Annotated in this window: 20 protein-coding genes and 1 tRNA gene; 6 read left to right on the top strand and 15 right to left on the bottom strand. The window is 66.0% G+C overall.

The genetic code is table 11. The annotated features are described in order from the left end of the window. Nucleotides 1–32: 32 nt before the first annotated feature. Entirely contained in the window at nucleotides 33–1262 is a 1230-nt protein-coding gene (locus tag LV476_RS00285; protein WP_250072160.1) for a MalY/PatB family protein, read from the bottom strand. Further along, nucleotides 1259–3406, bottom strand: a complete 2148-nt coding sequence (gene ovoA, locus LV476_RS00280) for a 5-histidylcysteine sulfoxide synthase (protein ID WP_250072158.1) — start codon at nucleotides 3404–3406, stop codon at nucleotides 1259–1261. Before ovoA ends, LV476_RS00285 begins: the two co-directional genes overlap by 4 nt. A 180-nt stretch (nucleotides 3407–3586) precedes the next feature. Between ovoA and LV476_RS00275 the strand changes: the two genes are divergently transcribed. Further along, complete coding sequence (locus tag LV476_RS00275; protein WP_250072156.1) at nucleotides 3587–4042, top strand: methyltransferase family protein; 456 nt, start codon at nucleotides 3587–3589, stop codon at nucleotides 4040–4042. Nucleotides 4043–4178: 136 nt separating this feature from the next. After that, nucleotides 4179–8186: a bifunctional diguanylate cyclase/phosphodiesterase gene (locus LV476_RS00270; RefSeq protein ID WP_250072154.1), complete on the top strand. Its 4008-nt coding sequence runs from the start codon at nucleotides 4179–4181 to the stop codon at nucleotides 8184–8186. An 84-nt stretch (nucleotides 8187–8270) separates the two neighbouring features. On the opposite strand, the gene LV476_RS00265 is transcribed toward LV476_RS00270, so the two are convergent. The 7 genes from LV476_RS00265 to LV476_RS00235 all read right to left on the bottom strand — a co-directional run bounded on the left by LV476_RS00265 (nucleotide 8271) and on the right by LV476_RS00235 (nucleotide 13809). After that, nucleotides 8271–8347, bottom strand: a tRNA-Arg gene (locus LV476_RS00265). A 79-nt stretch (nucleotides 8348–8426) separates the two neighbouring features. Then, entirely contained in the window at nucleotides 8427–10064 is a 1638-nt protein-coding gene (pgm, locus tag LV476_RS00260; protein ID WP_250072152.1) for a phosphoglucomutase (alpha-D-glucose-1,6-bisphosphate-dependent), read from the bottom strand. 57 nt (nucleotides 10065–10121) lie between these two features. After that, nucleotides 10122–11087, bottom strand: a complete 966-nt coding sequence (locus LV476_RS00255) for a bifunctional enoyl-CoA hydratase/phosphate acetyltransferase (RefSeq protein WP_250072151.1) — start codon at nucleotides 11085–11087, stop codon at nucleotides 10122–10124. Between the two features lie 29 nt (nucleotides 11088–11116). Next, nucleotides 11117–11689 (bottom strand): SMC-Scp complex subunit ScpB, encoded by a 573-nt coding sequence (scpB, locus tag LV476_RS00250; protein ID WP_250072149.1) that lies wholly within the window; start codon nucleotides 11687–11689, stop codon nucleotides 11117–11119. Next, a complete protein-coding gene (locus tag LV476_RS00245) occupies nucleotides 11667–12539 on the bottom strand; it encodes a segregation and condensation protein A (protein ID WP_250072147.1) in 873 nt (290 codons plus the stop codon). The genes scpB and LV476_RS00245 overlap by 23 nt, the downstream gene beginning before the upstream one ends. Next, nucleotides 12529–13185, bottom strand: a complete 657-nt coding sequence (locus LV476_RS00240; RefSeq protein WP_250072146.1) for a site-2 protease family protein — start codon at nucleotides 13183–13185, stop codon at nucleotides 12529–12531. Before LV476_RS00240 ends, LV476_RS00245 begins: the two co-directional genes overlap by 11 nt. A 6-nt stretch (nucleotides 13186–13191) precedes the next feature. Then, complete coding sequence (locus LV476_RS00235) at nucleotides 13192–13809, bottom strand: L-threonylcarbamoyladenylate synthase (protein ID WP_250076173.1); 618 nt, start codon at nucleotides 13807–13809, stop codon at nucleotides 13192–13194. A 163-nt stretch (nucleotides 13810–13972) separates the two neighbouring features. Here LV476_RS00235 and LV476_RS00230 point away from each other — a divergent pair, with 163 nt between their 5' ends. From LV476_RS00230 to LV476_RS00215, 4 genes are read left to right on the top strand one after another with little or no spacing between them, the layout of a single operon-like run. Next, nucleotides 13973–14554, top strand: coding sequence for a septation protein A (locus LV476_RS00230; protein ID WP_250072145.1), 582 nt, complete (start codon nucleotides 13973–13975; stop codon nucleotides 14552–14554). A 30-nt stretch (nucleotides 14555–14584) separates the two neighbouring features. Further along, entirely contained in the window at nucleotides 14585–14890 is a 306-nt protein-coding gene (locus LV476_RS00225; protein WP_250072144.1) for a YciI family protein, read from the top strand. Nucleotides 14891–14946: 56 nt separating this feature from the next. Beyond that, on the top strand, nucleotides 14947–16020 hold the full coding sequence (locus tag LV476_RS00220; protein ID WP_284047373.1) for a peptidylprolyl isomerase: 1074 nt from the start codon (nucleotides 14947–14949) through the stop codon (nucleotides 16018–16020). 43 nt (nucleotides 16021–16063) lie between these two features. Continuing rightward, complete coding sequence (locus tag LV476_RS00215; RefSeq protein WP_250072143.1) at nucleotides 16064–16552, top strand: Crp/Fnr family transcriptional regulator; 489 nt, start codon at nucleotides 16064–16066, stop codon at nucleotides 16550–16552. 89 nt (nucleotides 16553–16641) lie between these two features. Here LV476_RS00215 and LV476_RS00210 read toward each other — a convergent pair whose 3' ends face one another. From LV476_RS00210 to infB, 6 genes are all read right to left on the bottom strand, one after another. Continuing rightward, on the bottom strand, nucleotides 16642–17916 hold the full coding sequence (locus LV476_RS00210; RefSeq protein ID WP_250072142.1) for an EAL and HDOD domain-containing protein: 1275 nt from the start codon (nucleotides 17914–17916) through the stop codon (nucleotides 16642–16644). 88 nt (nucleotides 17917–18004) lie between these two features. Next, the gene (pnp, locus tag LV476_RS00205) at nucleotides 18005–20089 is read right to left on the bottom strand and encodes a polyribonucleotide nucleotidyltransferase (protein ID WP_250072141.1); all 2085 of its coding nucleotides are present in this window, start codon (nucleotides 20087–20089) and stop codon (nucleotides 18005–18007) included. A gap of 106 nt (nucleotides 20090–20195) precedes the next feature. Next, a complete protein-coding gene (gene rpsO / locus LV476_RS00200) occupies nucleotides 20196–20465 on the bottom strand; it encodes a 30S ribosomal protein S15 (RefSeq protein WP_250072140.1) in 270 nt (89 codons plus the stop codon). A 102-nt stretch (nucleotides 20466–20567) separates the two neighbouring features. Continuing rightward, on the bottom strand, nucleotides 20568–21509 hold the full coding sequence (gene truB / locus LV476_RS00195) for a tRNA pseudouridine(55) synthase TruB (RefSeq protein ID WP_250072137.1): 942 nt from the start codon (nucleotides 21507–21509) through the stop codon (nucleotides 20568–20570). Between the two features lie 16 nt (nucleotides 21510–21525). Continuing rightward, nucleotides 21526–21936 carry a 30S ribosome-binding factor RbfA gene (gene rbfA / locus LV476_RS00190; RefSeq protein ID WP_250072136.1) on the bottom strand — a complete coding sequence of 137 codons (411 nt, stop codon included), beginning with the start codon at nucleotides 21934–21936 and terminating at the stop codon, nucleotides 21526–21528. Nucleotide 21937: 1 nt separating this feature from the next. Next, nucleotides 21938–24583, bottom strand: coding sequence for a translation initiation factor IF-2 (infB, locus tag LV476_RS00185; RefSeq protein WP_250072135.1), 2646 nt, complete (start codon nucleotides 24581–24583; stop codon nucleotides 21938–21940). Between the last annotated feature and the right edge of the window lie 56 nt (nucleotides 24584–24639).

Below are 24639 nucleotides of genomic sequence, written 5' to 3'. Positions count from 1 at the left end.
ACGCGCGCCCGAACTGGCGCTGTATCGTCCGTCTAGCCGCGGTCGTCCACCCGGATGGCCCACGCCTCGCGCAACTGGGCCATGGCACGGTCGATCACCCGCGTGGGCGAGGCCAGGTTGATGCGCATGTAACCGCGCCCGGGCTCACCGAAAATGATGCCCTGACTGAGCCCAAGGCCCGCCTCCTCGATGAAGAACCGCTGCAGGGCACGATCCTCGGGATCGCTGGTGGCATCCGACAGCCCCATGCCGCGGCAGTCCAGCCACAAGAGATAGGTCGCCTCGGGCCACATCGGCTCGATCGGCAGATCACTTACCGCCTCGACCACCCGGTCACGATTGATCGCGACATGCGCCATCAGCTCATCCGGCCAGTGTGAGCCATGCACATAGGCCGCCTTGAGCGCGGTCAGGCCGAACACCGACCCCTCGCCCAGGTGCATGCCGCGGCGCTCGCGGTCGAACCGCTCGCGGATGGCGGCATCGGGGATCACGGCGTAGCCGCCACCGATACCGGCGGTATTGAACGTCTTGCCCGGCGCGGTCACCGTGAACCAGCGGCAGCCGGAGGGATCGCCTACCCGGGCGAACGGCGTGTGCGACACGCCCGGGTAGGTCAGATCCATGTGGATCTCGTCGCTGATCACCATCACATCGTGGCGCGCGCAGATGGTCGCGACCTGGCGCAGTTCGTCGGTACTCCAGGCCCGGCCACCGGGATTGTGCGGATTGCACAGCAACAGCATCTCGGCCTCGGCAGCCTCGGCCTCCAGCGCCTCGAAATTCATCTCGTAGCGCGTGCCGCCGGATCCATCCGGTCGCTCGACCAGCGGGTTCTCAACGAGAGTACGCCCCTGGTCGCGAACCACCTGGAAGAACGGGAAATACACCGGCGGCTGGATGATCACCCGCGCATCGAGTCTCGTGAAGGCACGGATGGCCATCGCCATGGCCGGCACCACGCCCGGCACCGGCACAATCGTCTCGGGGGCGACTTGCCAGTCGTGCTGGCCCGCAAGCCAGCCGGTGATGGCGTCGAAATGGCCGGCATCGGGCTTGGCGTAACCAAAGGCCCCGTCGGCCAGCCGCTCGGCCAATGCCTCGTTGACGAAGTCCGGTGCCGGGAAGTCCATGTCCGCCACCCACAGCGGGATCACGTCGTCGCGGCCGAAGATCTCGCCGCGCCGGTCGTATTTCTCGCAGCCCGAACCGGGGTACTGAGCCAGCCGGGTGAAATCGGTCGAGGATTCGCGTCGACTCATCGGCGCGCCCACACGGTGACCTGGCTGACCGTGTGCTGGAATCGCCGGGCCGTATCGCGGATGACGAACGGGATGTCCGCCGGCTCGCCCACCAGCTCGAAGTTCGGCTCGAGGCGCTTGATCAGCGTGTCGAGCGTCGTCACGGGTCGGCCGTCCTCGTCAACGTAGCCACCCAGCCAGCGCTCGCGTGGCGTGCACTCCTGGAGCCAGGTGTAGGGCGAGGCCAGCACCAGCAGGCCGCCGGCGTTGATGCGCCCGGCGATATCGTCAAGGAACTTGCCCGGATCATAGAGCCGGTCGATCAGGTTACCGGCGAGCACCAGATCGTAGCCGGCGAAGTGCGGCTTCATGTTGCAGGCATCCTGCTGCCAGAAGTCGATATTGTCGCGCGCTTCGAGACCCAGCGCGGCCAGCGAAGCGGCGCGGTCCTCGGTCAGCTCGCCCTCGGTGGGCAGCGCGTAGGCGATCTGGCCGTCATCAAGCATCGCCTGGGCGATCTGGATGAAGCGCGCCGAGAAGTCGAGCCCCGTGACCGACTCGAAATGCGGTGCGAGCTCGAAGGTCGCCCGCCCCGTCGCGCAGCCGATGTCCAGCGCCGCGCCATGGTTTCGTCCCTCCATCTGCCGCAGGGCGTACTCGGCCAGCGCCCGCGGGAAGTTGGCGACACCGAAGTACGAGCGGCCATAGTGGAAGTCGCAGTACTGCGCCAACTGGGCGTCGGTCTCGTAGTAGCTCTCGTCCTTGCTCGCCGGCGGTCGCACCGGCTCGCCCTCGACGTAGCGGAAGCCGGCGTGCTGGAAGAAGTGCCGGCGGAAGGCGTAGCGGGCATCGCGGGTAGCCTCGTTGCCGGTCGAGATCCACGATCCGCCCTTGATCAGGTTGTGCTGGTTGTCGAAGGTGGGCACCGAGAAGTCGTCGTAAATCGGGTGCGGCTCAAAGCCCTCGAAGGCGTCGATGGGCGTCTCGGTCCATTGCCAGACGTTGCCGATCACGTCATAGAAATCACCTTGGGCGAAACGATCGACCGGACAGGCCGAGGCCCAGTACTCGAGGTTGATGTTGCCAGGCGCCCGCTCGCCCCACTCCGGCTCATCCGGCACGCCGGCGATCTGGCGCAGGCGTTCGTATTCGGGTTCGGTGGGCAGGCGGATGGACTTGCCGGTGGTCTCGGCGAGCCAGTTGCAGAAGGCCTTGGCCTCGAGGTAGTTCACGTCCACCGGCCAGTCCCAGGGCATGTCGATCTCGCGGGTCATGGTGCGGTAGCCCCAAGAAGAGTGACCTTGGGAATCGCCGCGCGGCACCCAGAAGATCGGGTGGGCGGCACCACGGAAGTCGAGCCAGCGTCGCCCTTCATCGGTCCACCACTCGGGCGTCTCGTAGCCACCGGCCTCGACGAAGGCGAGGAACTCGGCGTTGGACACCTGCATGCGGCTGGCACGGAAGGTATCCACCCGGGTGGTCAACTGACCGTATTCGTTGTCCCAGCCGTACAACGGCGCATCGTGCGACTTGCCCTGCACCACCGTGCCGCCGGTCACCTCAAGCAGTTCGTTCGCAGGGGCCTCAGCGGCGCTCGCAGCGGCCGCGTCGCAGATCGGCCAGTCATCGTGCGGGCGTACCCATTCGAGATCGAGCTGCCGGATGAGCACCGAGGAGGTCTCCAGGTGGATGCGCTCGTGCTCGATGCCCATGAAGATCGACCAGGTGGGGTGGTCCTCCCAGCGCACCGGCGGAGTCCAGTCGAGCTGGGAGATCAGCTGGTCGACCCGCTCGCGCACCGCGCGGCGATACTCGCGCACCCGGTCGACCGACGGCCAGTCGTAGTGGTCGTCGTTGAGATCGTCCCAGGACATCTCGTCGACGCCGATGGCGAACATGCCTTCGAGCTGCGGGTCGATGCGCGTGGTCGCCTTCGCCGTGACCAGCTTGTTGATATAGAAGGTCGCCGTGTGGCCGAAGTAGAAGATCAGCGGGTGACGCAGCGGCTCGGGGCGTTCGTAGAAGGCCTGGTCGTCGGTGATGACCTCGAAGAGCTTCTCGTAGATGTCCATCGTGCGATGGAAGTAGGCCCGCACGGCCTCCCGCTTGGCTTCGGCATCCTCCCCGGTCAGCAGGACCGAGCGGCTCTTCAGTCTGGACAACATCACGACACTCCCTCTGGCATGAGTCGAACGAATGCATCTGGCGATGCGCGTTTCGACAGACGACTTTAGGTCATCGTCCCCGAGGGATAAACCGCGGGCACGGCGCCCACGCCATGTCATTCCGCTGACAGGCGGACTAGACTGGCGACACCGGAGACTCAAACGACGGATCGTTTTCAGATGCTGACCCGACTGATTCCGCCCCCCGCCGCGCTGCTGATCGCCATGGCGCTGACCTACGCCGCCTCGCGCCTCTGGCCGAAATCGACGATCGACTGGGTTGGACTCCCTTGGCTGGCCGGGGCCCTGTTCGTCGCCGGCGGCGGACTGATGCTTGCCGCCGTCTGGACCCTCTGGCGCGCGCATACCACCATCGACCCGTTTCGCCCCGAGCGCGCAAGCCACCTGGTCACGCAAGGCATCTACCGCATCAGCCGCAATCCCATCTACCTGGGCGATGCGCTGCTGCTGACGGGCGTCGCCTTCTGGCTGGGACAGCCACTGGGTCTGTTTGTCCTGGTGCTGTTCGTCCTGTTCATCGACCGCTTCCAGATCCGTGGCGAGGAAGCGGCACTGGCTCGGCACTTCGGCGAGACGTTCCACCGCTATCGTCAACAGACTCGTCGCTGGCTGTGACCGTCGCACCGATACGCCACCGGCTCGCGCCGGCGAATGGCCGCGCAAAAAAGATTGATTTGTTCCAGGACAGTCGAACGATTAGCTTGACTCACCATCACGCGCCACCCAGTCCTCGCGACATGCCCGGGCATCCATGAAAGCCACGACCGATACCCCCGTCCTGCTGAAGTCCTACCTGCTGATGGTGGTCGCCGCCTGCGTCACCGTCGGCACCGTCGGACTGGTCGCCCCGCTGCTGATCAGCGATCCGGGCCCGCTGGGCCTGCCGCTGACCCGGGAAAGCGCCGTGGCCGCCCTGCTCGCCGGACTCGGACTGGGCGGTCATCTGCAACGCTGGCGCCCACTCCACTACGCCGCCGGCATGGCGCTTCTATTGCTGATCGGCTTCAGCGCAGCGACCAACGGCGTCCACTTCCCGAGCAGCCTCGACCCCGCTCACATCCCCCACGAGCACCTGTCGACCGAGGCCGCCCTGCTGCTGATCGCCATTGCGCTGTGCCTGATGATCCCCGGCGGATCACCACTGGCCCAGCGGCCCTGGCAGTGGGTTGGCGGGCTGATGCTGTTTCTCGGCGGCGTCTCGGCATTGTGGATGCTGCTGGGCAACGCGCCATGGTTGCGGTTTCACTCCACCACCGCCTGGGTAGCCGTCCTGTTCACCCTGTTGTTCGGCGGGGCGATGTGGCTGGCCGGCCGCCAGTCCGACAACCGGCTGAGCGACCTGGGTGCCATGGCAGTGGCCGCCGCCATGGCCGGTTCGCTGTTCAGCGCCCTGGCTTGGTACCAGTTTTCCCTCGAACACAACCAGGAACTGCAGGCCACCGGCGAGGCGGAGCTCGACCGGGTGGAGATCGTCGGTGGACAGGTGCTCACGAACCGGATCGAGACCCTGCGTCGACTGGCGATGCGCTGGCAACTCTTCAGCCAACTCCCAACTGCCGAGTTCATTCGCGAGCAGGACGCAAAAAGCTATCTCGACGACATGGAAAGCCTGCAACTGCTGGCAATGCTCGACGCAAAACAGCGCCCCGTCTGGAGGGCGAGCCGCGGACCGAGCGGCGATCGGCTCCTGCAGCAGTTGCTCGACAACGAGGATGCACGGAACTGGCTTTCTACCGTCGACGCCGAGCCGCGTCTGATGCTGCTGGCAGCCACACCCTCAACCGGTCGAAGCACGAGCGTCGTGGCGGTGCCCATATCGATTCCCGGCGGGGATGAGCGGCAGCTGCTGGCCCTGCTCGATCTCCGCCAGTTGATCAGCCGCTCCCCACTTGGCGCTGCACGCCCGGTGGCGGTACAGCTTTCCCTCGGGAAGAACGGGGCGATCGACCTTCAGGGCCGCGAAATGGAAGGCGACTACAAGGCCCTGCTGGCCGAGCGGGAACTGGCCTTGCCGTACGGCCCCCGTCTGCTGGCCAGGAGCTATCTTCAGGACGGGACGCGAAAGGAGATCACGGCGATCCTACCCGCCACCGTCACGCTGATCGGGCTGGCAGTCACCCACCTGGTCGTCCTGCTGCTGGCGACCGGTCGCAGCCGTCTGGCTCACGCGCGGCGCCTGCTGACGACCCGTCGTGAACTCGAATCCCAGCACCTCATCCAGCAGATGATCCTGCACTCGGACTCGCTCGAGCATACGCTGCGCTCGGTGTGCGAGTTGCTCGAGGAACATGACCCCCTGTCGCATTGCTCGATCATGCTCTGCGACGAGGACGGCCGGACCCTTAACCTCGCCGCCGCGCCCAGCCTGTCCGCGACCTACCGGGCAGCATTCGCTTCCATTCCGATAAACGAGGCCGGCTGCGGCATGGCAGCCGGCCGCAAGGAGCCGATCTTCACCGACGACATCGCCACCGACCCACGCTGGCACGGTTTCCGGGAGGTCGCTCAGGCCAACGGACTGCGTTCCTGCTGGTCGTACCCGCTGCTGACGTCGGCCGGCCAGGTGCTGGGCACCTTCGCCAGCTACCGGGAAGTCCCGGAAATGCCCACGACCAACCACCAGCGCCGGATCGCCCGCGCTGCCGACCTGGTGTCGCTCGCCATCGAACGACACCGCGACCGTAGCGCGCTGGAGGAGAACGAGCAGCGCTATCGCTCTCTGTTCGCCTACAACCCCGATGCCGTGTTCTCGCTCGATGCCGAGGGCCAGCTGCAGAGCTTCAACCACACCACCGAGACGATGTTCGACCGGCCCACGCGGGATCTCGCCGGCCGATCCCTGATCGAACTGATCGACACGGCCGATCGCGATCGTGTCCGCCGCGCGATCGATCGCACCATTCGCGGCCGCACGCAGTTCACCGAACTCGCGGTGAACCACACCGACGGCAGCCGTCACGATTTCGACGTCACCTACCTGCCGATGGTGATCAACGGCCAGATCGAGGCCGTCTACGGCATCGCGAAGGACATCACCATCCGCAAGCGTCAGGAACGTCGCCTGCGCACCTTGGAACGCAGCGTCGAAGCCAGCATCCACGGCGTGGTGATCGCGGATGCTCGTCGCCCGGACCTGCCGATCATCTACACCAACGCCGCCTTCACCCGCATGACCGGCTACAGCGCCGAGGAGGTCCTCGGACACAACTGCCGCTTCCTGCAGGGGGAACAGACCGATCCCGACGCGGTCCGGGAGATCCACGAGGCTTTGGCCGAAAAGCGCCCGGTCCGGGTGCTGCTGCGCAACTACCGCAAGGACGGCAGCCAGTTCTGGAACGAGTTGCACATCGCGCCGGTAGAGGACGAGTCGGGCGAGGTCAGCCACTTCGTCGGGCTGCAGAACGACGTCTCGGCGCACAAGTCCTACGAAGCCCAGCTCGCCTTCAACGCCACCCATGACACCCTGACGGGATTGGCGAACCGGTCGCTGTTCGAAGACCGCCTGTGCCACACCGTGGAGCTATCGCGACGCCGCGATACCCGCGTGGCCGTGCTGTTCGTGGATCTCGACGAGTTCAAGCCGATCAACGACAGCCTCGGCCACGCCGTCGGCGACAAGATCCTGATTGAGGTCTCTCGCCGTCTGGACGAGCAGATGCGAGCCGAGGACACCCTGGCACGCTTCGGCGGCGACGAATTCGTCGCCCTGCTGGCGGACATCGGCGGTGAAGAGGACGCGCTGCTGGTGGCCGAGCGCCTGCTACCGGACATCAGCCGGCCCTACCGTATCGATGACCACGAGCTCTATCTCAGCGCGAGCATCGGCATCGCGATCAGCGAGCCCGGCATGGAGAGCCCGCTGTCCCTGATCCAGCAGGCCGACATGGCGATGTACCGGGCCAAGCAACAGGGGCGCAACACCTGCCAAATCTTCAACGAGGAGATCAACACGCAGGTCCGCCGCCGCGTGGGGCTGCGTAACGACCTGCAGGAAGCCCTAGAACACAAGGATTTCCACGTGTTCTACCAGCCGCTGGTGCGCGGCCCGGACCGAGAGATCACCGGGTTCGAGGCATTGCTGCGATGGCATCACCCGGAGCACGGTTGGGTCTCGCCGGCCACCTTCATCCCACTGGCCGAGGAGACCGGCCAGATCATCCCGTTGAGCGAGTGGATTCTCGAACGGGCCTGTCGGGACATGAAGTCGCTGATCGACCAGGGCCTCGACGATGGCCGGATGGCGATCAACCTGTCGCCGCTGCAGTTCCACCGGCCCAACTTCCTCGCCACCATCCATCGCACGCTCGAGCTTACCGGCCTGCCCGCCAGCCGGCTGGAACTGGAGCTGACCGAGGGCATCCTGATGAGCGAGACCGAGTCGGCAATCCAGACCCTGCACCGGCTGCGCGACAGCACCATCAGTGTCTCGATCGACGACTTCGGCACCGGCTTCTCCAGCCTCAGCTACCTGAAGCACCTGCCGATCGACAAGATCAAGATCGACCGCAGCTTCATCCAGGGCGTCGAGGACAGCGCCGACGATGCCGCGATCGTGCAGGGCATCATCTCGATGGCCCACCACCTAGGCATCCAGGTGGTCGCCGAGGGCATCGAGACCGAGGCGCAGCGGGAGATCCTGGTCGACTGGGGCTGCGATAGCCTGCAAGGCTACCTGTTCGCCCGTCCCATGCCGCTCAACGAACTGATCGGCTGCCTGGCCGACAACCGCAGCATCGTGGCCACCCCGAACGACCACTGAGCCCGAGAGCCGTCCACCACGAAAAAGCCCCCCGGCATTCCGCTTCGGGGGGCTTTTTCGTATGAGCGCATGACGCCCGGTATCTGGTGCGCCCGACAGGATTCGAACCTGTGACCTTCGGCTTCGGAGGCCGACACTCTATCCAGCTGAGCTACGGGCGCGATGAGCGGGGCATGATAGCGATTTGCCCGCCCGACGTCCATGGCGGACGCCGATTCGATCGCAGGCCAACCAACTGGGTCAGTCGCCCAGCGCGTCGCCAACCACGCGCTGTGCCTGCTCGAGGATCTGCTCGAGGTGACCGGCGTCGTGGAAGCTCTCGGCGTAGATCTTGTAGATCGGCTCGGTGCCCGACGGACGCGCCGCAAACCAACCGTTGGCCGTCTCCACCTTCAGTCCGCCGATCGGCGCATCGTTGCCCGGCGCGCGGGTACGCACGCCGGTAACCGACTCGCCGGCCAGCTCGGTGATACCGAGCGAGTCGGGGTCAAGCCCCTTGAACCGCGCCTTCTGCTCCGGGGCGAGCGCGGCGTCACGACGGGCGTAGAACGGCTGGCCGTAGGCATCGACCAGGCGATTGAAGCGCGCCCAGACGTCCTCGCCGGTCACGGCCAGGATCTCGGCAGCCAACAGTCCCATGGTCAGGCCGTCCTTGTCCGTGTTCCACACCTCGCCGTTGCGGGCGAGGAAGGTCGCACCGGCCGACTCCTCGCCGCCGAAGCCCAGCCAGCCGTCGGTCAGTCCGGGCTGGAACCACTTGATGCCCACGGGGGTTTCGTAGACCTCGCGGCCCAGACCACCGGCAACACGGTCGATCATCGAGCTCGACACGGCCGTCTTGCCGACCTTGAGATCACCGCCCCACTCCTTGCGGTGACCAAACAGGTAGTCGATCGACACCGACAGGAAGTGGTTGGGATTGATCAGTCCGCCCTCGGGGCTGACGATGCCGTGACGGTCGGCGTCGGTGTCGTTGCCGAAGGCGACGTCGAAGCGGTCCTTGATCTTGAGCAGACCCGCCATGGCGTACGGCGAGGAGCAGTCCATGCGGATCTTGCCGTCGTGGTCGAGCGGGATGAAACGGAAGTCGGGCTCCACCTGGCGATTGACCACGGTCAGGTCCAGCCCGTAGTGCTCGGCGATCGGTTCCCAGTACGGCAGCCCCGCCCCGCCCATCGGGTCGACTCCGATCGACACACCGGCCTTCGCGATCGCCTGCATGTCGATCACCCGGTCGAGCGCCTCGACGTACGGGCGGATGAAATCCACCCCCTGGGCAGCATCGCTCTTGATGGCCCGGTCGAACGGCTGGCGGCGAATCGCCTGCCAGTCGACCAGCAACTCGTTGGCGCGGCGCTCGATCCAACCGGTGGCATCGGTGTCGGCCGGGCCGCCGTGCGGCGGGTTGTACTTGAAGCCACCGTCGCCGGGCGGATTGTGGGACGGCGTCAGGATGATGCCGTCGCAGCGGGCCCCGCCGGCGCGGTTGGCGGCGATGATCGCCTGCGAGATCACCGGCGTGGGCGTGGGGGCGTTGTCGTGCTGGAAGCGGAACGGCACGCCGGCGGCCGCCAGCACCTCGACGGTGGTCATGAACGCCGGCCAGGCCAGGGCATGGGTGTCGAAACCGATCAGCACCGGTCCGTCGATCCGCTCGCGCTGGCGGTACTCCACCAGTGCCGCCGTGACGGCGGCGATATGCGCCTCGTTGAAGGAGGTGTTCAGGCTGGAGCCACGGTGCCCCGAGGTGCCGAACGCGATGCGTTGCGACGGATCCTCGGCCAAGGGTTCGGCCTGGTAGTAGGCGCTGATCAGGCGAGGAACGTCGACGAGGTAGTCACGGGGCGGCGTCTGACCGGCGAGTTCGTGCAATGACATGAGCAAGTGTCCTTGAGACGTGATCGATCGGATGATGAATGAATTCGGACGGCATTATCAGGCCGGTGGGTGGCCACAGGCGCCGGGCTCGAACGGTGGTAGCGATTCCACCCGCGCCTGGCGGTGTTCGGCGACTCGAGCCAGTGCGAGCGAGGCCAGGCGGACCTCCTCCGGGTCCGCGCGCGAGGTCAGCACCACGGGTACGCAGGCACCCAGCACGACCCCCGCGAAACGCGCCCCGGCGAGGTATTCGAGATCCTTGTAAAGGATATTGCCCGAGACCAGATCGGGAACCAACAGGATGTCGGCATGGCCGGCCACCGGGCTGATGATTCCCTTGATGCGGGCCGACTCGGCGGACACGGCACTGTCGAAGGCCAGCGGCCCGTCGATCTGGGCATGCGCGATCTGGCCACGCTCGCCCATCTTGGCCAGGCAGGCGGCGTCGAGCGTCGAGGGAATCGCCGGGTTGACCATTTCGGTTGCCGACAGCGCGGCCACCCGTGCGCGCTCGTTGCCGAGCCACCAGGTGAAGTTCACCGCGTTCTGCACGATCTCGGCCTTGGCGCGCACGTCCGGCTCGATGTTGATCGCCGCGTCGGTGATGAACAGCAGCTTGTGGTAACTGACCAGCTCGGCCACGAAGACGTGCGAGATGCGCGGCCCGCGGCGCAGGTGGTGGATGATCGGGCGGAGGAAGACGTCACTGTGGACCTGCCCTTTCATCAGCAGGCGTGCCCGGCCGGACTCGACCGCCGTGACGGCCGCCCGGGCGCCCTCCTCGGCGCTGACCGCGTCGATCACCGGGAAGTCGACACCGAGCTCCGCCATCAACGCCTCGATGCGGCTGGCGCGTCCGACGAGTATCGGCTCGATCAACCCTTCGGCAGCGGCATCGCGGGCCGCCTCGACGATGTGGTCCGCCTCGGCGCCGACCACCGCGGTGGGCACCGGCGGCAGCCGGCGCGCCTCGTCCATCAGTTGGTCGAGACTGCGAATCTCGTCCTTGGCATGGTGGCTCATGGTGTCATCCCGTCCCTCGTCCATGGTGGTCACACGTCGATGTCGTCCTGACCGGCAAAGCGCTCGAAATCGGGCAGCTCGTCGAGCGAGTCGATGCCGAAGTCGCTCAGGAACTGCCGGGTGGTGCCGAGCATTTCCGGCCGCCCGGGGCTGTCCTTGACCCCGAGGCTGCGCACCCAGCCGCGCTCGGTCAAAAGCTTGAGAATCTGCGGATTGACCGCCACCCCGCGAGCCGCCTCGATTTCGCCGCGGGTGATCGGCTGGCGCCAGGCGATCAGGGCCAGGGTTTCCAGCGCCGCCCGACTCAGACGGGGCGCCCGCCCGGGGTCACCGGCCTTCAAGTACGGGGCGACGGCCGCCGTGGCCACCAACTGCCAGACCTGGCGACCATCGGCCCGGCGCGAGGCGAGCTCGACGAAGCGATGCGGTTCCCAGGCCTTGGCGATCCGCTCGAGCGCGAGCTCGATCAGCTCGGGCGAGGTCTCCTGGCCGATCATGGTCCCGAGCGCCTCAAGCGACAGCGGCTCGTCAGCCGCAAGCAGCAGTGCCTCGACCAGTTCGACCAGCCCCGCGGGCGGCTCACTCACCGGATGGTCGGTCATCTCGTTCCTCCAAGGCATCGGTTTCGTCGGCCGGCTCCCCGGTCACGCGGAACAGCGTCACCGGCCCGAAGGGCACATCCTGGGACCAGTCGATCGCCCGAGTGCGTGTGAGTTCCAATATCGCCACCGTGGTCACGGCCACGCCCATGCGCCCCTCCTCGGGGTGGAAGATGTCGGCCAGCTCGCAGCGCGGCCGATCGATCAGGGCATCGAGAATCTCGGTCATCCGCTGGCGAATGGAAAGCGGCTCGGCACGGACGTGGTGAGCACGACGCACACTCCCCTCGCGCAGCAGGCCCTGCATCGCCGCGATGAGCCCGGCCAGATCGGCGGGCACCGGCGGTGCCGGCAGCCGCTCGGGCGGTTCGACGGACAGGTCAAACCAGTCGCGGTCGCGGCGCGGCCGCTCGTCCAGGTTGGCCGCCGCACGCGTGGTGCGCTCGTATTCGAGCAGGCGTTCGACCAGCTCGGCACGCGGATCGAGCGGCTCCTCGTCGTCATCCTCGCGCGGCTCGGGCGGCAGCAGCATGCGCGACTTGATCTCGGCCAGCCATGCCGCCATCAGCAGGTACTCGGCGGCCAACTCGATGGCCATCGACTTCATCAGGGCGAGGTACTCGAGATACTGCTCGGTGACCCGGGCAACCGGGATCTCGAGGATATCGAGATTGTGCTTGCGGATGAGGTATAGCAGCAGATCGAGCGGACCCTCGAACTGTTCCAGCCAGATGGCAAGTGCATCGGCCGGGATGTAGAGATCCAGCGGCAGCTGCTCCATCGGCTCGCCGGAAACCCGTGGCGTGGCATCGACCCAGCGCAGCTCGGCGTTGTCGCGGGACTCAGAAGACATGGATCAGCGCGTTGAACCAGTTGAGCAGCGTGCCCATGATCGGCACCAGGATATCGGCGAGCACCCCGCTGATCAGCAGCACCACCACGATCGGCAGTCCCCAGGGTTCCAGACGCGAGAGGCGATCGCCCCAGGCCACCGGCAGCACGGCCACCAGCATGCGCCCGCCATCAAGGGGCAGGATCGGCAACAGGTTGAAGACCGCCAGGATCAGGTTGATGAAGATGCCCACCTGCCCCATCAACGCCAGCGGCTCGGCAAGCATCCAGCCGCTGTCGATCCCCTTGAGCGCAAGCGCCGCGATCAGGGCCCAGCCGATGGCCATCAACACGTTCACGCCCGGTCCGGCTGCCGCCACCAGGAACATGTCGCGGCGCGGGTTGCGCAGCCTCGCGGCGTTGATGGGCACCGGCTTGGCCCAGCCAAAGACGAACTGGGTGAACAGGTACATCAGCAGCGGCACGACAATGGTGCCCAGCCAGTCGATGTGGCGGATCGGGTTGAGGGTCAGACGGCCGGCGCGCTTGGCCGTCGGATCGCCGAACGCATTAGCCACGTAACCGTGCGCCGCCTCGTGAACCGTCACGGCCAGCAGGATCGGCACGATGCCGATCGCGATCTTCTGCAGTAGCGAGAGCTCCAGCACGTCCGTTCAGTCGGCCAGTTCCGGCGGGATGCCGCCAAGGCCTTCGCGCAGGACCTCGACGCCCTCGCCGGTCAGGTCGATGATCGTGCCCGGCTGCTGTTCGAGAAAACCGGCGGACACGACCACGTCGACCTGATTGTTGACCGCGGCCGGGAACAGCTCGGGATCGTCCAGCGGCTCGTCGAGATCGGGAACCACCAGCGAGGCACTCAGGATGGGCGCGTCGAGCGTGTCGAGGATGGCTCGCAGCACCGGTTGCGAGGGGACGCGCAGGCCGATCGAGCGCTTCTTCTCGTGCTGCAGCCGACGCGGCACCTCGCGCGTGGCCGGCAGGATGAAGGTGTAGGGGCCAGGGATGTGGTTCTTGAGGAAGCGGAACTGGACGTTGTCGACCTTGGCGTACACGCCGAGTTCGGATAGATCGCGCACCGAAAGCGTCATATGGTGAGGCCCGTCGTCCCGGCGGATCCTCGCGATCCGCTCGAGGGCGTTCTTGTCCTCCAGCCGACAGGCGAGCGCATAGCCCGAATCCGTGGGCAGGACGACGATCTCGCCGGCAGCGATCGCCTTGGCGGCCTGCTGGACCAGGCGAGGTTGGGGCGTGACGGGGTGAATCTCGAGCATTCGGCTCATGGGCTTGGGGCCCTCCGTTTGAATGGCTGGCACAACGGCCGCGACGGAACGGCCCGAACGACCGCTCCCTCGGGCTCGCAGCCCCATGTTAGTGTACTGCAAGCATCCCGGGAGCCCTTCCCGGCACACGGCACCGACCGGAAAACGAGACGCAATGAAATTCCTGTTCGACTTCTTCCCCATTCTGCTGTTCTTCGCGGCCTACCACCTCGAAGGCATCTACGTCGCCACGGCCGTGGCCATGATCGCCTCGGTGGTGCAGATCGCCGCCGGCTGGCTGATGTGGCGCAAGGTCGAACGAATGCACTGGGTCTCCGCAGGACTGATCGTGCTGTTCGGCGGCATGACGCTGATACTGCACAACCCGCTGTTCATCATGTGGAAACCCACCATCCTCAACTGGCTGTTCGCCCTGGTGTTCCTCGGCAGCGCCTTCATCGGCAGCAAGCCGCTGGTGCAACGGATGATGGAGCACGTCATCCAGGTGCCCCGGGCGATCTGGCACCGGGTCAACTGGGCCTGGATCGGCTTCTTCGTGCTCTCCGGGGTGGTCAACATCTGGGTGGCCTACGAGTTCTCGGAGGAGGTCTGGGTCAACTTCAAGCTGTTCGGCTTGATGGGCATGACCTTCGTGTTCATGATCCTTCAGGGGCTGTATCTCGGCCTCTACGCCGAGCGTCCCGTCGAAGTCGAAACCGATTCGGGCGCAACCGGCGACCGAGACGAGCAGCGGTAATCCACGTCAGCGCAGGGAGATAAGCGTCCGATGCAATGGTTTATGATCTTGGCCAACGACGTCGCCAACAGCGCCGAGCTGCGCGCCAAGCACCGTGATGAACACCGCGAACGACTCGAGGCGATGCAGGCGGAGGGCCGCATTCTGATAGCTGGTCCGCTGCCGGTCGACCCATCGAAACCGGACCTCGGTGTCGCGGGCAGCCTCATCGTCGCCCAGTTCGAGGACATCGACGAGGCATGGCGTTGGGCCGACGACGATCCGTTCAGCCATGGCGGCGTGTACGAATCGGTCGACGTGCGCCATTACAAGCCGATCTTCGGCGCGACCGGGTAACGCTCGGGTCGGAAGAACAGACAACAAACGACAACCACCGACAACAGGATTACTTCATGGATAGCAAGCTGATCACTGCACGACGCACCGCCCTTCGTCGCCGCCCGCTGGCCATCGCGATCGGCGCCAGCCTGTTGCTAAGCGCCGGCCTGATGACCGGCTGCGACAACAGCGACGGCCCGAAGACGGCCGGCAAGACGCCGCTCGGTCAGAGCGCGGGCTCGGCCAATGACAACTACGCCACCATCGACGGCGGCAAGGTGATCGCCCGAATCAACGGCAGCCCCCTCTACCGTGAGAACCTCGAGGTGGTGAAGGAAAACCTGGGCGCCGGCGTCCCCGAGAGTCGTCTGGTCAGCCGCATGGTCGAGTTGCGCCTGCTCGCCAACCAGGCACGCGAACAGGGTCTGGACGACGACCCGAGCACGCAGGCCCGCATCCAGAACGCGGTCGACAACCAGCTGGCCAACACGTACCTGACCGACTACCTCGCCAACGTCGAGATCAGCGAGGAGGAGCTGAAGGCCGCCTACGAGGAGGCAGTCAAGGACCTGGGAGGCGAAGAGCAGCACCGCGCCGCGCACATCCTGGTCAAGGACGAGGACAAGGCACGCGACCTGCTCAAGCAGATCCAGGACGGCGGGGACTTCGCCGAACTGGCCAAGGAACATTCGGAAGACAAGGTCTCCGGGGAAGCCGGCGGCGACCTCGGCTGGTTCAGCCTCGACCAGATGGTCGAACCGTTTGCCAATGCCGTCGCCGAACTCGAGCCGGGCGAACTCGATGACGAGCTGGTCGAGACCCAGTTCGGCTGGCACATCATCAAGCTCGAGGGCGTGCGCAAGAGCCCGCCGCCGACCTTCGAGCAGATGCGTCCCCAGCTCGAGGACAGCCTCCGTCGCAAGGCAGTCACTCAGAAGATCGAGGAATTGCGTGCCGAGGCGAATGTCGAGATCCTGACCGACGAGGTCCGCTCCATCGTCGATCGGGATGAAGGCACCGAAGGCGAAGCCGCACCGAAGGCCGAGGAAACCGAAGATGCCGAGACGGAAGACGCAGCGGATGCGGAAGGCGGCGATCGCTCCGGCATGAAAGGCCTGCCGGCCGAACCGCTCAAGGCCCTGCCCTGATTCGGGGCCGAGGCCACTTCGTCACGAAGCAACAGGAAAGACCATGACCCAACAAGTCGTAACCGGCGAGGAACTCAAGCAGACCACGCTGGGCCAGGAACTCAGTGAAGACCAGTGCCGACTGCTGGCCGGCGTCTGCCAGCGGCGGGCTGTGACCAACGGCGAGATTCTCTTCGAGGAGGGCACGCCGAGCGACACGCTCTTCGTCATCATCAGCGGGCGCTTCGCGGTCAGCCGCGATACCGGTCGCGGATTCTCCGACACGCTGTCCCTGCTCGAGGCCGGACAGCTTGCCGGCGAGTCGGGCTTTCTCGACGGCTCCCCGCATAGCGCCACCCTGCGCGCCGTGGGCGATGCCCAGGTGGTGACCCTCGACCGGGCCCACCTCGAATCCCTGCTGGTCGACCACCCGATCCTGGTCTACAAGGTCATGCGCTCGATTGTGCACAGCATTCGCGAGATCATCCGCCGCATGAACCGGCAGCACAGCGAGTTGCTGAGCTACATCAACCCGAGCATCGGCCGGTTCTGAATCGGCCCACGACGGGTCACCGAAACGAAAAAAAGGGCCGTGATCGGCAGATCACGGCCCTTTCCTCTTTGCGGCTCGGCTGGACCGGTTCAGAGGCCGCCCAACGATTCCCTGAGCGCCTCGTCCCAGCGCAGGGCATCGAGATAGCAGTTCGGCGCCACCTCGTTGAGCGCAGTCACCGCCGTCTCGATGTCGCCTTCGAGCCACTGGCCCTTCTCGTAGAACCGCACGTACTCGAGCAATTCCCCCAGCGAGCCCTCGCCTTCCAGCAGGGCCCTGGCGACATCTTCCGTCAGCGGCAGCTCCTCGACCAGCTGAGCAAGCGGCTGGTTGTAGAAGGCATCGAGATTGGAGAACAGCCCCACCAGGAAGGCAGTCGGCGGATTGGCCATGCGGCTCTGCGCGGCAAGCAGCTCGGCAAAGCGCGCCCGGACCATGGTGTTGTGAATCAGGGCCGGCGGCTTGCCGTCGACCCCGGTCAGCGCGGACAGGTAGACCAGACTGCGTACTGCATTGAGACCCAGCAACCGCACGGCCTCCTCGACCGAATCGACCCGGCGCCGCAGGCCGATGGCAGAAGAGTTGACCAGCCGTAGCAGGCGGTAGCTCAGGGCGAGGTCGGTATTGATCCGCTCGACGATCTCGGCAAGCGATGCCTCCTCGTCCTGCAACAGGACGATCAGCCCCATCAGGTTCGCCTTGGAGGCGCGCACCGTCGGGCGAACCACCATTTCCGGGCGCGAGACAAAATGTCCCTGAAAGTAGTCGACGCCGGCACCGCGCAGCCGGTCGTAGGCATCCCAGTCCTCGACCTTCTCGGCAATCACCTTGAGGCCGGCGCGGCGGGCGGCGGGGACGGCGGCCGCAGTCGCCTCGACACCAACGGCGAAGACGTCGAACTTGACGTACTGGCTCTCCGCGACACACGGCTTGTCGATCCAGGCCGGCGGGAAGTCGTCCAGGGCAATGCGATAGCCTGCCTTTTTCATTCGCCGAATCGCGTCGGCGCAGCGCTCGTCGCAGTCGACCGTCTCCAGGACCTCGAGCACCACGGAGTGCGCACTGATTCCTTCAAGCACGTCGCTGAACAGGAGCTTGCCCGGCACGTTGATGAAGGCGAGCTTGCCTCCCACGAGGTGGTCGAGCCCGATCTCGCTAAGGGCATTGAGCACCGTCGAGGCGGTCGCCTGGTTGGAATTGCCAATGCGGGCCACCTGGTCGGAGTCCGCCGCCCGGTAGAGCAACTCGTAGCCGATGGTCTTGAGATCGGCATCGACGATCGGCTGGCGTGCCAGTCGTACCGACTGCACGATGCGTTCGGCCGCCTCGTCACGACCGGGGTTTTGCTCGGCCTGTTGTTCCATCAACGTTCAGTGCTCAGTCTTCGGTTTCGGGGGATGGCAGCAACGCCTCGTGTCGCCATGCCGGGCGGTCATCATACCCCCGCGCCGCTCACTGAGTGAATCGCATCGTCAGTCGCAGCCGTCCCTGCCGGTCGATCTCGAGCAGCTTGACATCCACCTCGTCGCCTTCGTTGACGATATCGGTGACCTTCTCGACCCGGCCCTCGGCCATCTCCGAGATGTGCAGCAAGCCGTCCTTGCCCGGCGCGATGGTGATGAAGGCGCCGAAGTCGACCACCCGGGCCACCTTGCCGTGGTAGATCTTGCCCACTTCCAGCTCGGCGGTCAGCTCCTCCACCCGGCGGCGCGCCTCCTCGGCGGCCTCGCCGTTCGGCGCGGCGATGGTAATCACGCCCTCCTCGCCGATATCGATCTGGGTACCGGTCTCCTTGGTCAGCGCCTGGATGGTCGAGCCGCCCTTGCCGATCAGGTCGCCCTTGCGCTCGGGGTTGATGCGCATGGTGATGAAGCGCGGCGCGTGCGCGGACAGATCGGTGCGCGCCTCGGAGAGCGCCTCGTTCATCAGGCCGAGGATGTGGCTGCGCCCGGCCAGCGCTTCCTCGAGCGCCTGGGCCATGATCTCGCGGGTGATGCCCTCGATCTTGATGTCCATCTGCAGAGCATTGACGCCGTCGGCGGTGCCGGCGACCTTGAAGTCCATGTCGCCGAGATGGTCCTCGTCGCCGAGGATGTCTGTCAGGACGACGAACTCGTCGCCTTCCTTGATCAGACCCATGGCGATGCCGGCCACCGGCGCCTTCATCGGCACGCCGGCATCCATCATCGCCAGCGAGGCACCACAGACGGAGGCCATCGAGGACGAGCCGTTGGACTCGGTGATCTCGGAGACCACGCGGATGGTGTAGGGGAACTGCTCAACCGGCGGCAGCGCCGCCATGACCCCACGGCGAGCGAGGTTGCCGTGGCCGATCTCGCGACGCTTGGGCGCGCCGAACCGGCCGGTCTCGCCAACACAGAACGGCGGGAAGTTGTAATGGAACAGGAACGGCTCCTTGCGCTCGCCACCGACCGCGTCGATCATCTGCGCGTCGCGGGCGGTACCGAGCGTGGTCACGACCATCGCCTGGGTCTCGCCGCGGGTGAACAGCGCCGAGCCGTGGGCGCGCGGCAGCATGCCGGTCCGAATGCTGATCGGACGGACGGTGCGGGTGTCGCGCCCGTCGATACGCGGCTTGCCGGCCAGGATGTTGCCGCGGACCACGTCGGACTCGATGCCCTTGGTCAGGCCGTCGACGATCTTCTCGGAGACCGGCGGCTCGGCCGACTCGTCGACGAATCGCCCGCGGATCTCGCCACGGATCTGGCCCAGGCGGCTACCGCGCTCGGCCTTGTCGGCTATCTGGTAGGCGGTCTCGATCTCGGCACGGAAGGCCTGCTCAATCTGCCCGGCCAGCTCACCATTGTCGGCGGGCGGCGTCCACTCGATCGGCGGACGCGCCGCCTCGGCAGACAAGGCCTCGATTGCGCGGATCGCCACTTGCATCTGCTCGTGCCCGAACATGACCGCATCGAGCATCACGTCCTCCGGCAGTTGGTCGGCCTCAGACTCGACCATCAGCACGGCCTTGTCGGTCCCGGCAACCATCAGGTCGAGCCGTGACTCGGTCAGCTGCGCCCGGCTCGGATTGAGGACGAATTCGCCGTCGACGTGCCCGACCCGCACGGCCCCGATCGGACCGGCGTACGGCGCCCCGGACAGCGCCAGTGCCGCGGAGGCACCAATCATCGCCGGCACCTCGGCATCCACCTCCGGGTCAAGCGAGAGCACCTGAGCAATCACCTGGGTCTCGTGGGTGAAGCCCTTGGCGAACAGCGGCCGGACCGGCCGGTCGATCAGACGGGCCATCAGCGTCTCCGCCTCGGTTGGGCGACCTTCCCGGCGGAAGAAGCTGCCCGGCACGCGCCCGGCGGCGTAGAACTTCTCCTGATATTCCACCGTCAGCGGCAGGAAGTCCTTGCCCGGATCGGCGGTCGGTGCGACGACCGCGGTGACCAGCACCACGGTCTCGCCCATGGTGACCATGACGGCACCGCTGGCCTGCCGGGCGATCTCGCCGGTCTCCAGGGTGACGGTGTGTTGACCGTACTCGAAGGACTGCTTGCTGACTGCCACGCTTGGCTCCTGCACTGATTGGATGACGGGGCCGGCCGTGCATGGCTGGCCCACAAACAAAAAAACCCGCCGGCTTGCGGCGGGTTCCTAGTGTAACGGCAAGCGCTTACTTACGCAGGCCGAGCTTCTTGATCAGGTCGTGATAGCGGTCGAGGCTGTTCGACTTGAGGTAGTCGAGCATCTTGCGACGCTGGTTGACCAGCTTGAGCAGACCACGGCGGGAATGATGATCCTGCTTGTGCGTGGCAAAGTGCTCGGTCAGGTGCTGGATGCGCTGAGTCAGCAGGGCGACCTGGACTTCCGGGGAACCGGTGTCGTTCGCGTCCTTGCCGAACTCGGAAACGATATCGGCCTTGGTCTTTTCGTTCAGTGACATGGAAATTCTCCTCGTCTGCCTGGGTGAAGCTTTCAAAGTCCATCGCGGGTCAGTGGCGACCAGGCCACCGTCCCGCAATGCCGTGAGGCCCGAAGGCCTCGGTCATAGCGCCGCGAACAAACGTCGCGGCGCGGTTCGCCCGTCATCCAGCACTTCCCCCATACCCAGGAAGAGGTCGTCGGGTGCGTAGAGTCGAAACCACCCGGTTTGTGGCGCATTGGGCACAAACACCGGATGACCATGGCGAATTGGTGTGACGCTGGTCGCATCCAGCACAACGGCCGGATAGGCGCCCAGCGCCGAATCGATCGGGAGGATAACACGATCCAGGCCGTCAGGGCCCTCGACCCCATCTTCCTCGGCAATGTTCTGAAGCTCCTCGAGCGTGTAGGCCCGCTGCGCATCGTCGCCATCGATCGACCAGGGACCGAGACCGATGCGGCGCAGCTCGGCTACCACCGCGCCGCAGCCGAGCGCCTCGCCGATGTCTTCGACCAGCGTACGGATGTAGGCACCCTTGCTCGAATGCACCCGCAGGGTGAACTCGGTTTCGGACAGACCTTCCAGCGTGATCTCGTGGAAGTCGATCGTGCGCGCCTTGCGCTCGACGGTCTTGCCTTCGCGGGCCAGCTCGTAAAGGCGCTTGCCCTCGTGCTTGAGTGCCGAGTACATCGGCGGCACCTGCTCGACGCGGCCGCGAAAGCGCTCCAGGACCGCTTCCATCGCGTCGGCGTCGATCGGCGGTACCTCGCGGGTCTCGATCACCTCGCCCTCGAGGTCGCCGCTGTCGGTGCGCGTACCCAGTCGGCCGGTGACGCGGTAGGTCTTGTCGGCATCGAGCAGCAGACCGGAGATACGGGTGGCCTGACCAAAGCAAACGGGCAGCAGGCCACTCGCGGCCGGATCAAGGCTGCCGGTGTGACCGGCCTTGGCGGCATTGAACAGCCGGCGGACGCGCTGCAGCGCCTGGTTCGAGCTGAGTCCCAGGGACTTGTCGAACAAGACAATGCCGTTGATCTCGCGACCGCGACGCTTACGTGCCATCAGGAAAGGGACCGGCTCAGCGCGGGTCGGACGAGTCGTCGGACTCGCTGTCCTCGTCGACGTCGCCGTCCTGCTCGCGCACGGCGCGGATCAGGGCATCCATCTGCATACCCTGTTCGATCGAGTTATCGAAGACGAAGGTCAGCTGCGGCACGATGCGCAGGCGCATGCGGTGGCCCAATTCGCTCCGCAGGTAGCCGGCCGCCTCGTCGAGCCACTGCTCGGCGATCGGCTGCTCGTCGGCGTTGAGCACGCTGTAGAAGATCTTGGCGTGAGCCAGATCGCGCGAGACCTCGCAATCCGTGATGGTGAGCATGGTCAGCGGCGCATTTGCGCCGCCGTCCACGCCGGAATCACGAATCAGCTCGGCGATCTCGCGCTTGATCTGACCGGCGACGCGCTGATGACGCTGGAATCCCTGTGCCATCTTAGAGTGTCCGCTGGACCTCGATGCGCTCGAAGACCTCGATCTGGTCGCCGACCTTGACGTCGTTGTAGTTCTTCACGCCGATGCCGCACTCCATGCCGGAGCGGACTTCCTGGACGTCGTCCTTGAAGCGACGCAGCGACTCGAGCTCGCCCTCGTAGATGACGACGTTGTCGCGCAGGACGCGGATCGGGTTGTTCCGCTTGACCTGCCCCTCGGTGACCATGCACCCGGCAATCGCGCCCAGCTTCGGCGAACGAAACACGTCGCGCACCTCAGCCAGACCGACGAACTGCTCCTTGGTCTCGGTACCCAGCAGACCACTCATGGCCTGCTTGATCTCGTCGATCATCTCGTAGATGACCGAGTAGTAGCGGATCTCGACGTCCTGCTCGCCGGCGGTCTTGCGCGCCGAGGCGTCGGCACGGACGTTGAAGCCGATCACGATCGCGCTCGAGGTGGCCGCAAGGTTGATGTCGGACTCGTTGATCCCGCCAACACCGCTCATCAGCACGTTGACCTTGACCTCGTCGGTGGACAGCTTCTGCAGGCTGTCGCGGATGGCTTCGGCGGAGCCCTGGACGTCGGCCTTGACCAGCACGTTCAGCGACTCGACCTCGCCTTCCTTCATTTGCTCAAACAGGTTCTCGAGCTTGGCGGCCTGCTGAGCAGCCAGACGGGAGTCACGCTGCTTGGCCTCGCGGTACTCGGCGATCTCGCGCGCCTTGCGCTCGTCCTCGATCACGACCAGTTCGTCACCCGCCTCCGGCGTGCCGGACAGGCCGAGCAGCACCACCGGAATGGACGGACCAGCCGACTTGACCTGCTTGCCGTTCTCGTCGAGCAGTGCACGGACGCGGCCATACTCCTTGCCGACGACCACGGTGTCGCCTTTCTTAAGGGTGCCGCTCTGAACCAGGATGGTTGCGACCGGACCACGGCCCTTTTCCAGCGAGGACTCGACCACCGTACCGATGGCGTGACCTTCGGCCGGCGCCTTGAGCTCTTGGAGCTCGGCCTGCAGGAGGATGGCCTCGAGCAGCTGGTCGATACCTTCGCCAGTGTGGGCGGAAACGTGCACGAACTGCGTGTCGCCGCCCCACTCCTCGGAGATCACCTCTTCCTGCGAGAGCTCGGCGCGCACCCGCTCCGGATCAGCGCCGTCCTTGTCGATCTTGTTGACCGCCACGACCATGGGCACGTTACCGGCCCGGGCATGGTGGATCGCCTCTTTCGTCTGCGGCATGACGCCGTCATCGGCCGCGACGACGAGCACGACCACGTCAGTGGCGCTGGCTCCGCGGGCACGCATGGCGGTAAACGCCTCGTGGCCCGGGGTGTCGAGGAAGGTGACGGTGCCGCGCGGCGTATCGACGTGATAGGCGCCGACGTGCTGCGTGATGCCGCCAGCCTCGCCAGCGGTTACCTTCGCGCGACGGATGTAGTCGAGCAGCGAGGTCTTGCCGTGGTCGACGTGACCCATGACGGTGACGACCGGCGGGCGTGCCTTTGCCTCACCCTGCTGGACCTGCTCGAGCGCCTCGTCTTCGATCGCGGTCTCGGACTCCGCGTGCGGGTTGTGGCCCATCTCCTCGACGACCAGGATCGCGGTGTCCTGATCGAGCACCTGGTTGATGGTGGCCATCACGCCCATGTTGAACAGGACCTTGACCACGTCCACGCCCTTGACCGCCATGCGCTGGGCGAGGTCCTCGACCGAGATCGATTCGGGGACGTTGACGTCGCGGACGACCGGCGCGGTCGGCTTCTCGAAGGTGTGACGGGTCGCCACCGCGGTCTTGGCAGCCGCGCCCTTCTTGCCCTTCTTGCGGCGACGGCCGGCTCCGGCACCCAGATGCAGTTCTTCGCGAGCGTTCTCGCGGGCATGACGGCCCTTGCCGCCGTGCTTGCCGCCGCGCTTGGGCTTGCCTTCGTCGGCCGACACCGGGATGCCCGGCGCTTCTTCCGGCATCGCGACGATGCGCAGGCGGGACTTCTTCTTGCCCTCGCTTTCCTCGGGCTCGCCCTCGTCGGCCTTCGCTTCGGCTTCGGCCGGCTCGCTCGTCTCGACAGGAGCCTCCTCCTCGGTCGGCTTGGCCTCTTCGGCCTCGGCAGCCTTCTCCTCGGGCTCGGACGGCGCCTCGCTCGGCTCGGCAGCAGCCTCCTCGGCCGGAGATGCCTCCTCGGCGGCTTCCTCGCTCGAGGCCGCTTCAGCCTCGGTCGGGGCCTCGGGCTGCTTCTCCTCGACCGGCTCGGCCGGGACTTCGCTCACCGGCTGCTCTTCAGCTGCCTGCGCCGCGACCTCTTCGGCCTCCTCGCCCTGCTCGACTTCGTCGCGCGAGACATAGGTCTTGCGCCGGCGGTACTCCACCGCGACGGTCTTGCCGCTTCGGCCGCCGCCGACCTTGATTTCCGACTGTGAGCGACGCTTGAGCGTGATGCGAGAGGACGGCTTCTTCGCCTCGCCTTCACCACCACCGGACGCGCGTGACTTGCGCAGATGGGCCAGCAGCTTCATCTTGTCGTCGTCACTGATACTGGCATCCACGGAGGCGACCGTCACGCCCGCTTCAGCCAGTTGCTCAAGCAGCCGTTCAGGGGTGGCGCCTACCACTTTTGCCAATTCTTTAACCGTGACCTCGGACATTAACGACTCCTGTGGTCCTGCAAACTATCAAACATTGATTACACGCCCCCGGCACT

It is taken from the genome of Guyparkeria hydrothermalis, assembly GCF_023555385.1.
Classification (GTDB): Bacteria; Pseudomonadota; Gammaproteobacteria; order Halothiobacillales; family Halothiobacillaceae; genus Guyparkeria; species Guyparkeria hydrothermalis_A.
The sequence above is the reverse complement of the archived record's forward strand: the minus strand, read 5'-3'. Positions and strand labels throughout refer to the sequence as shown.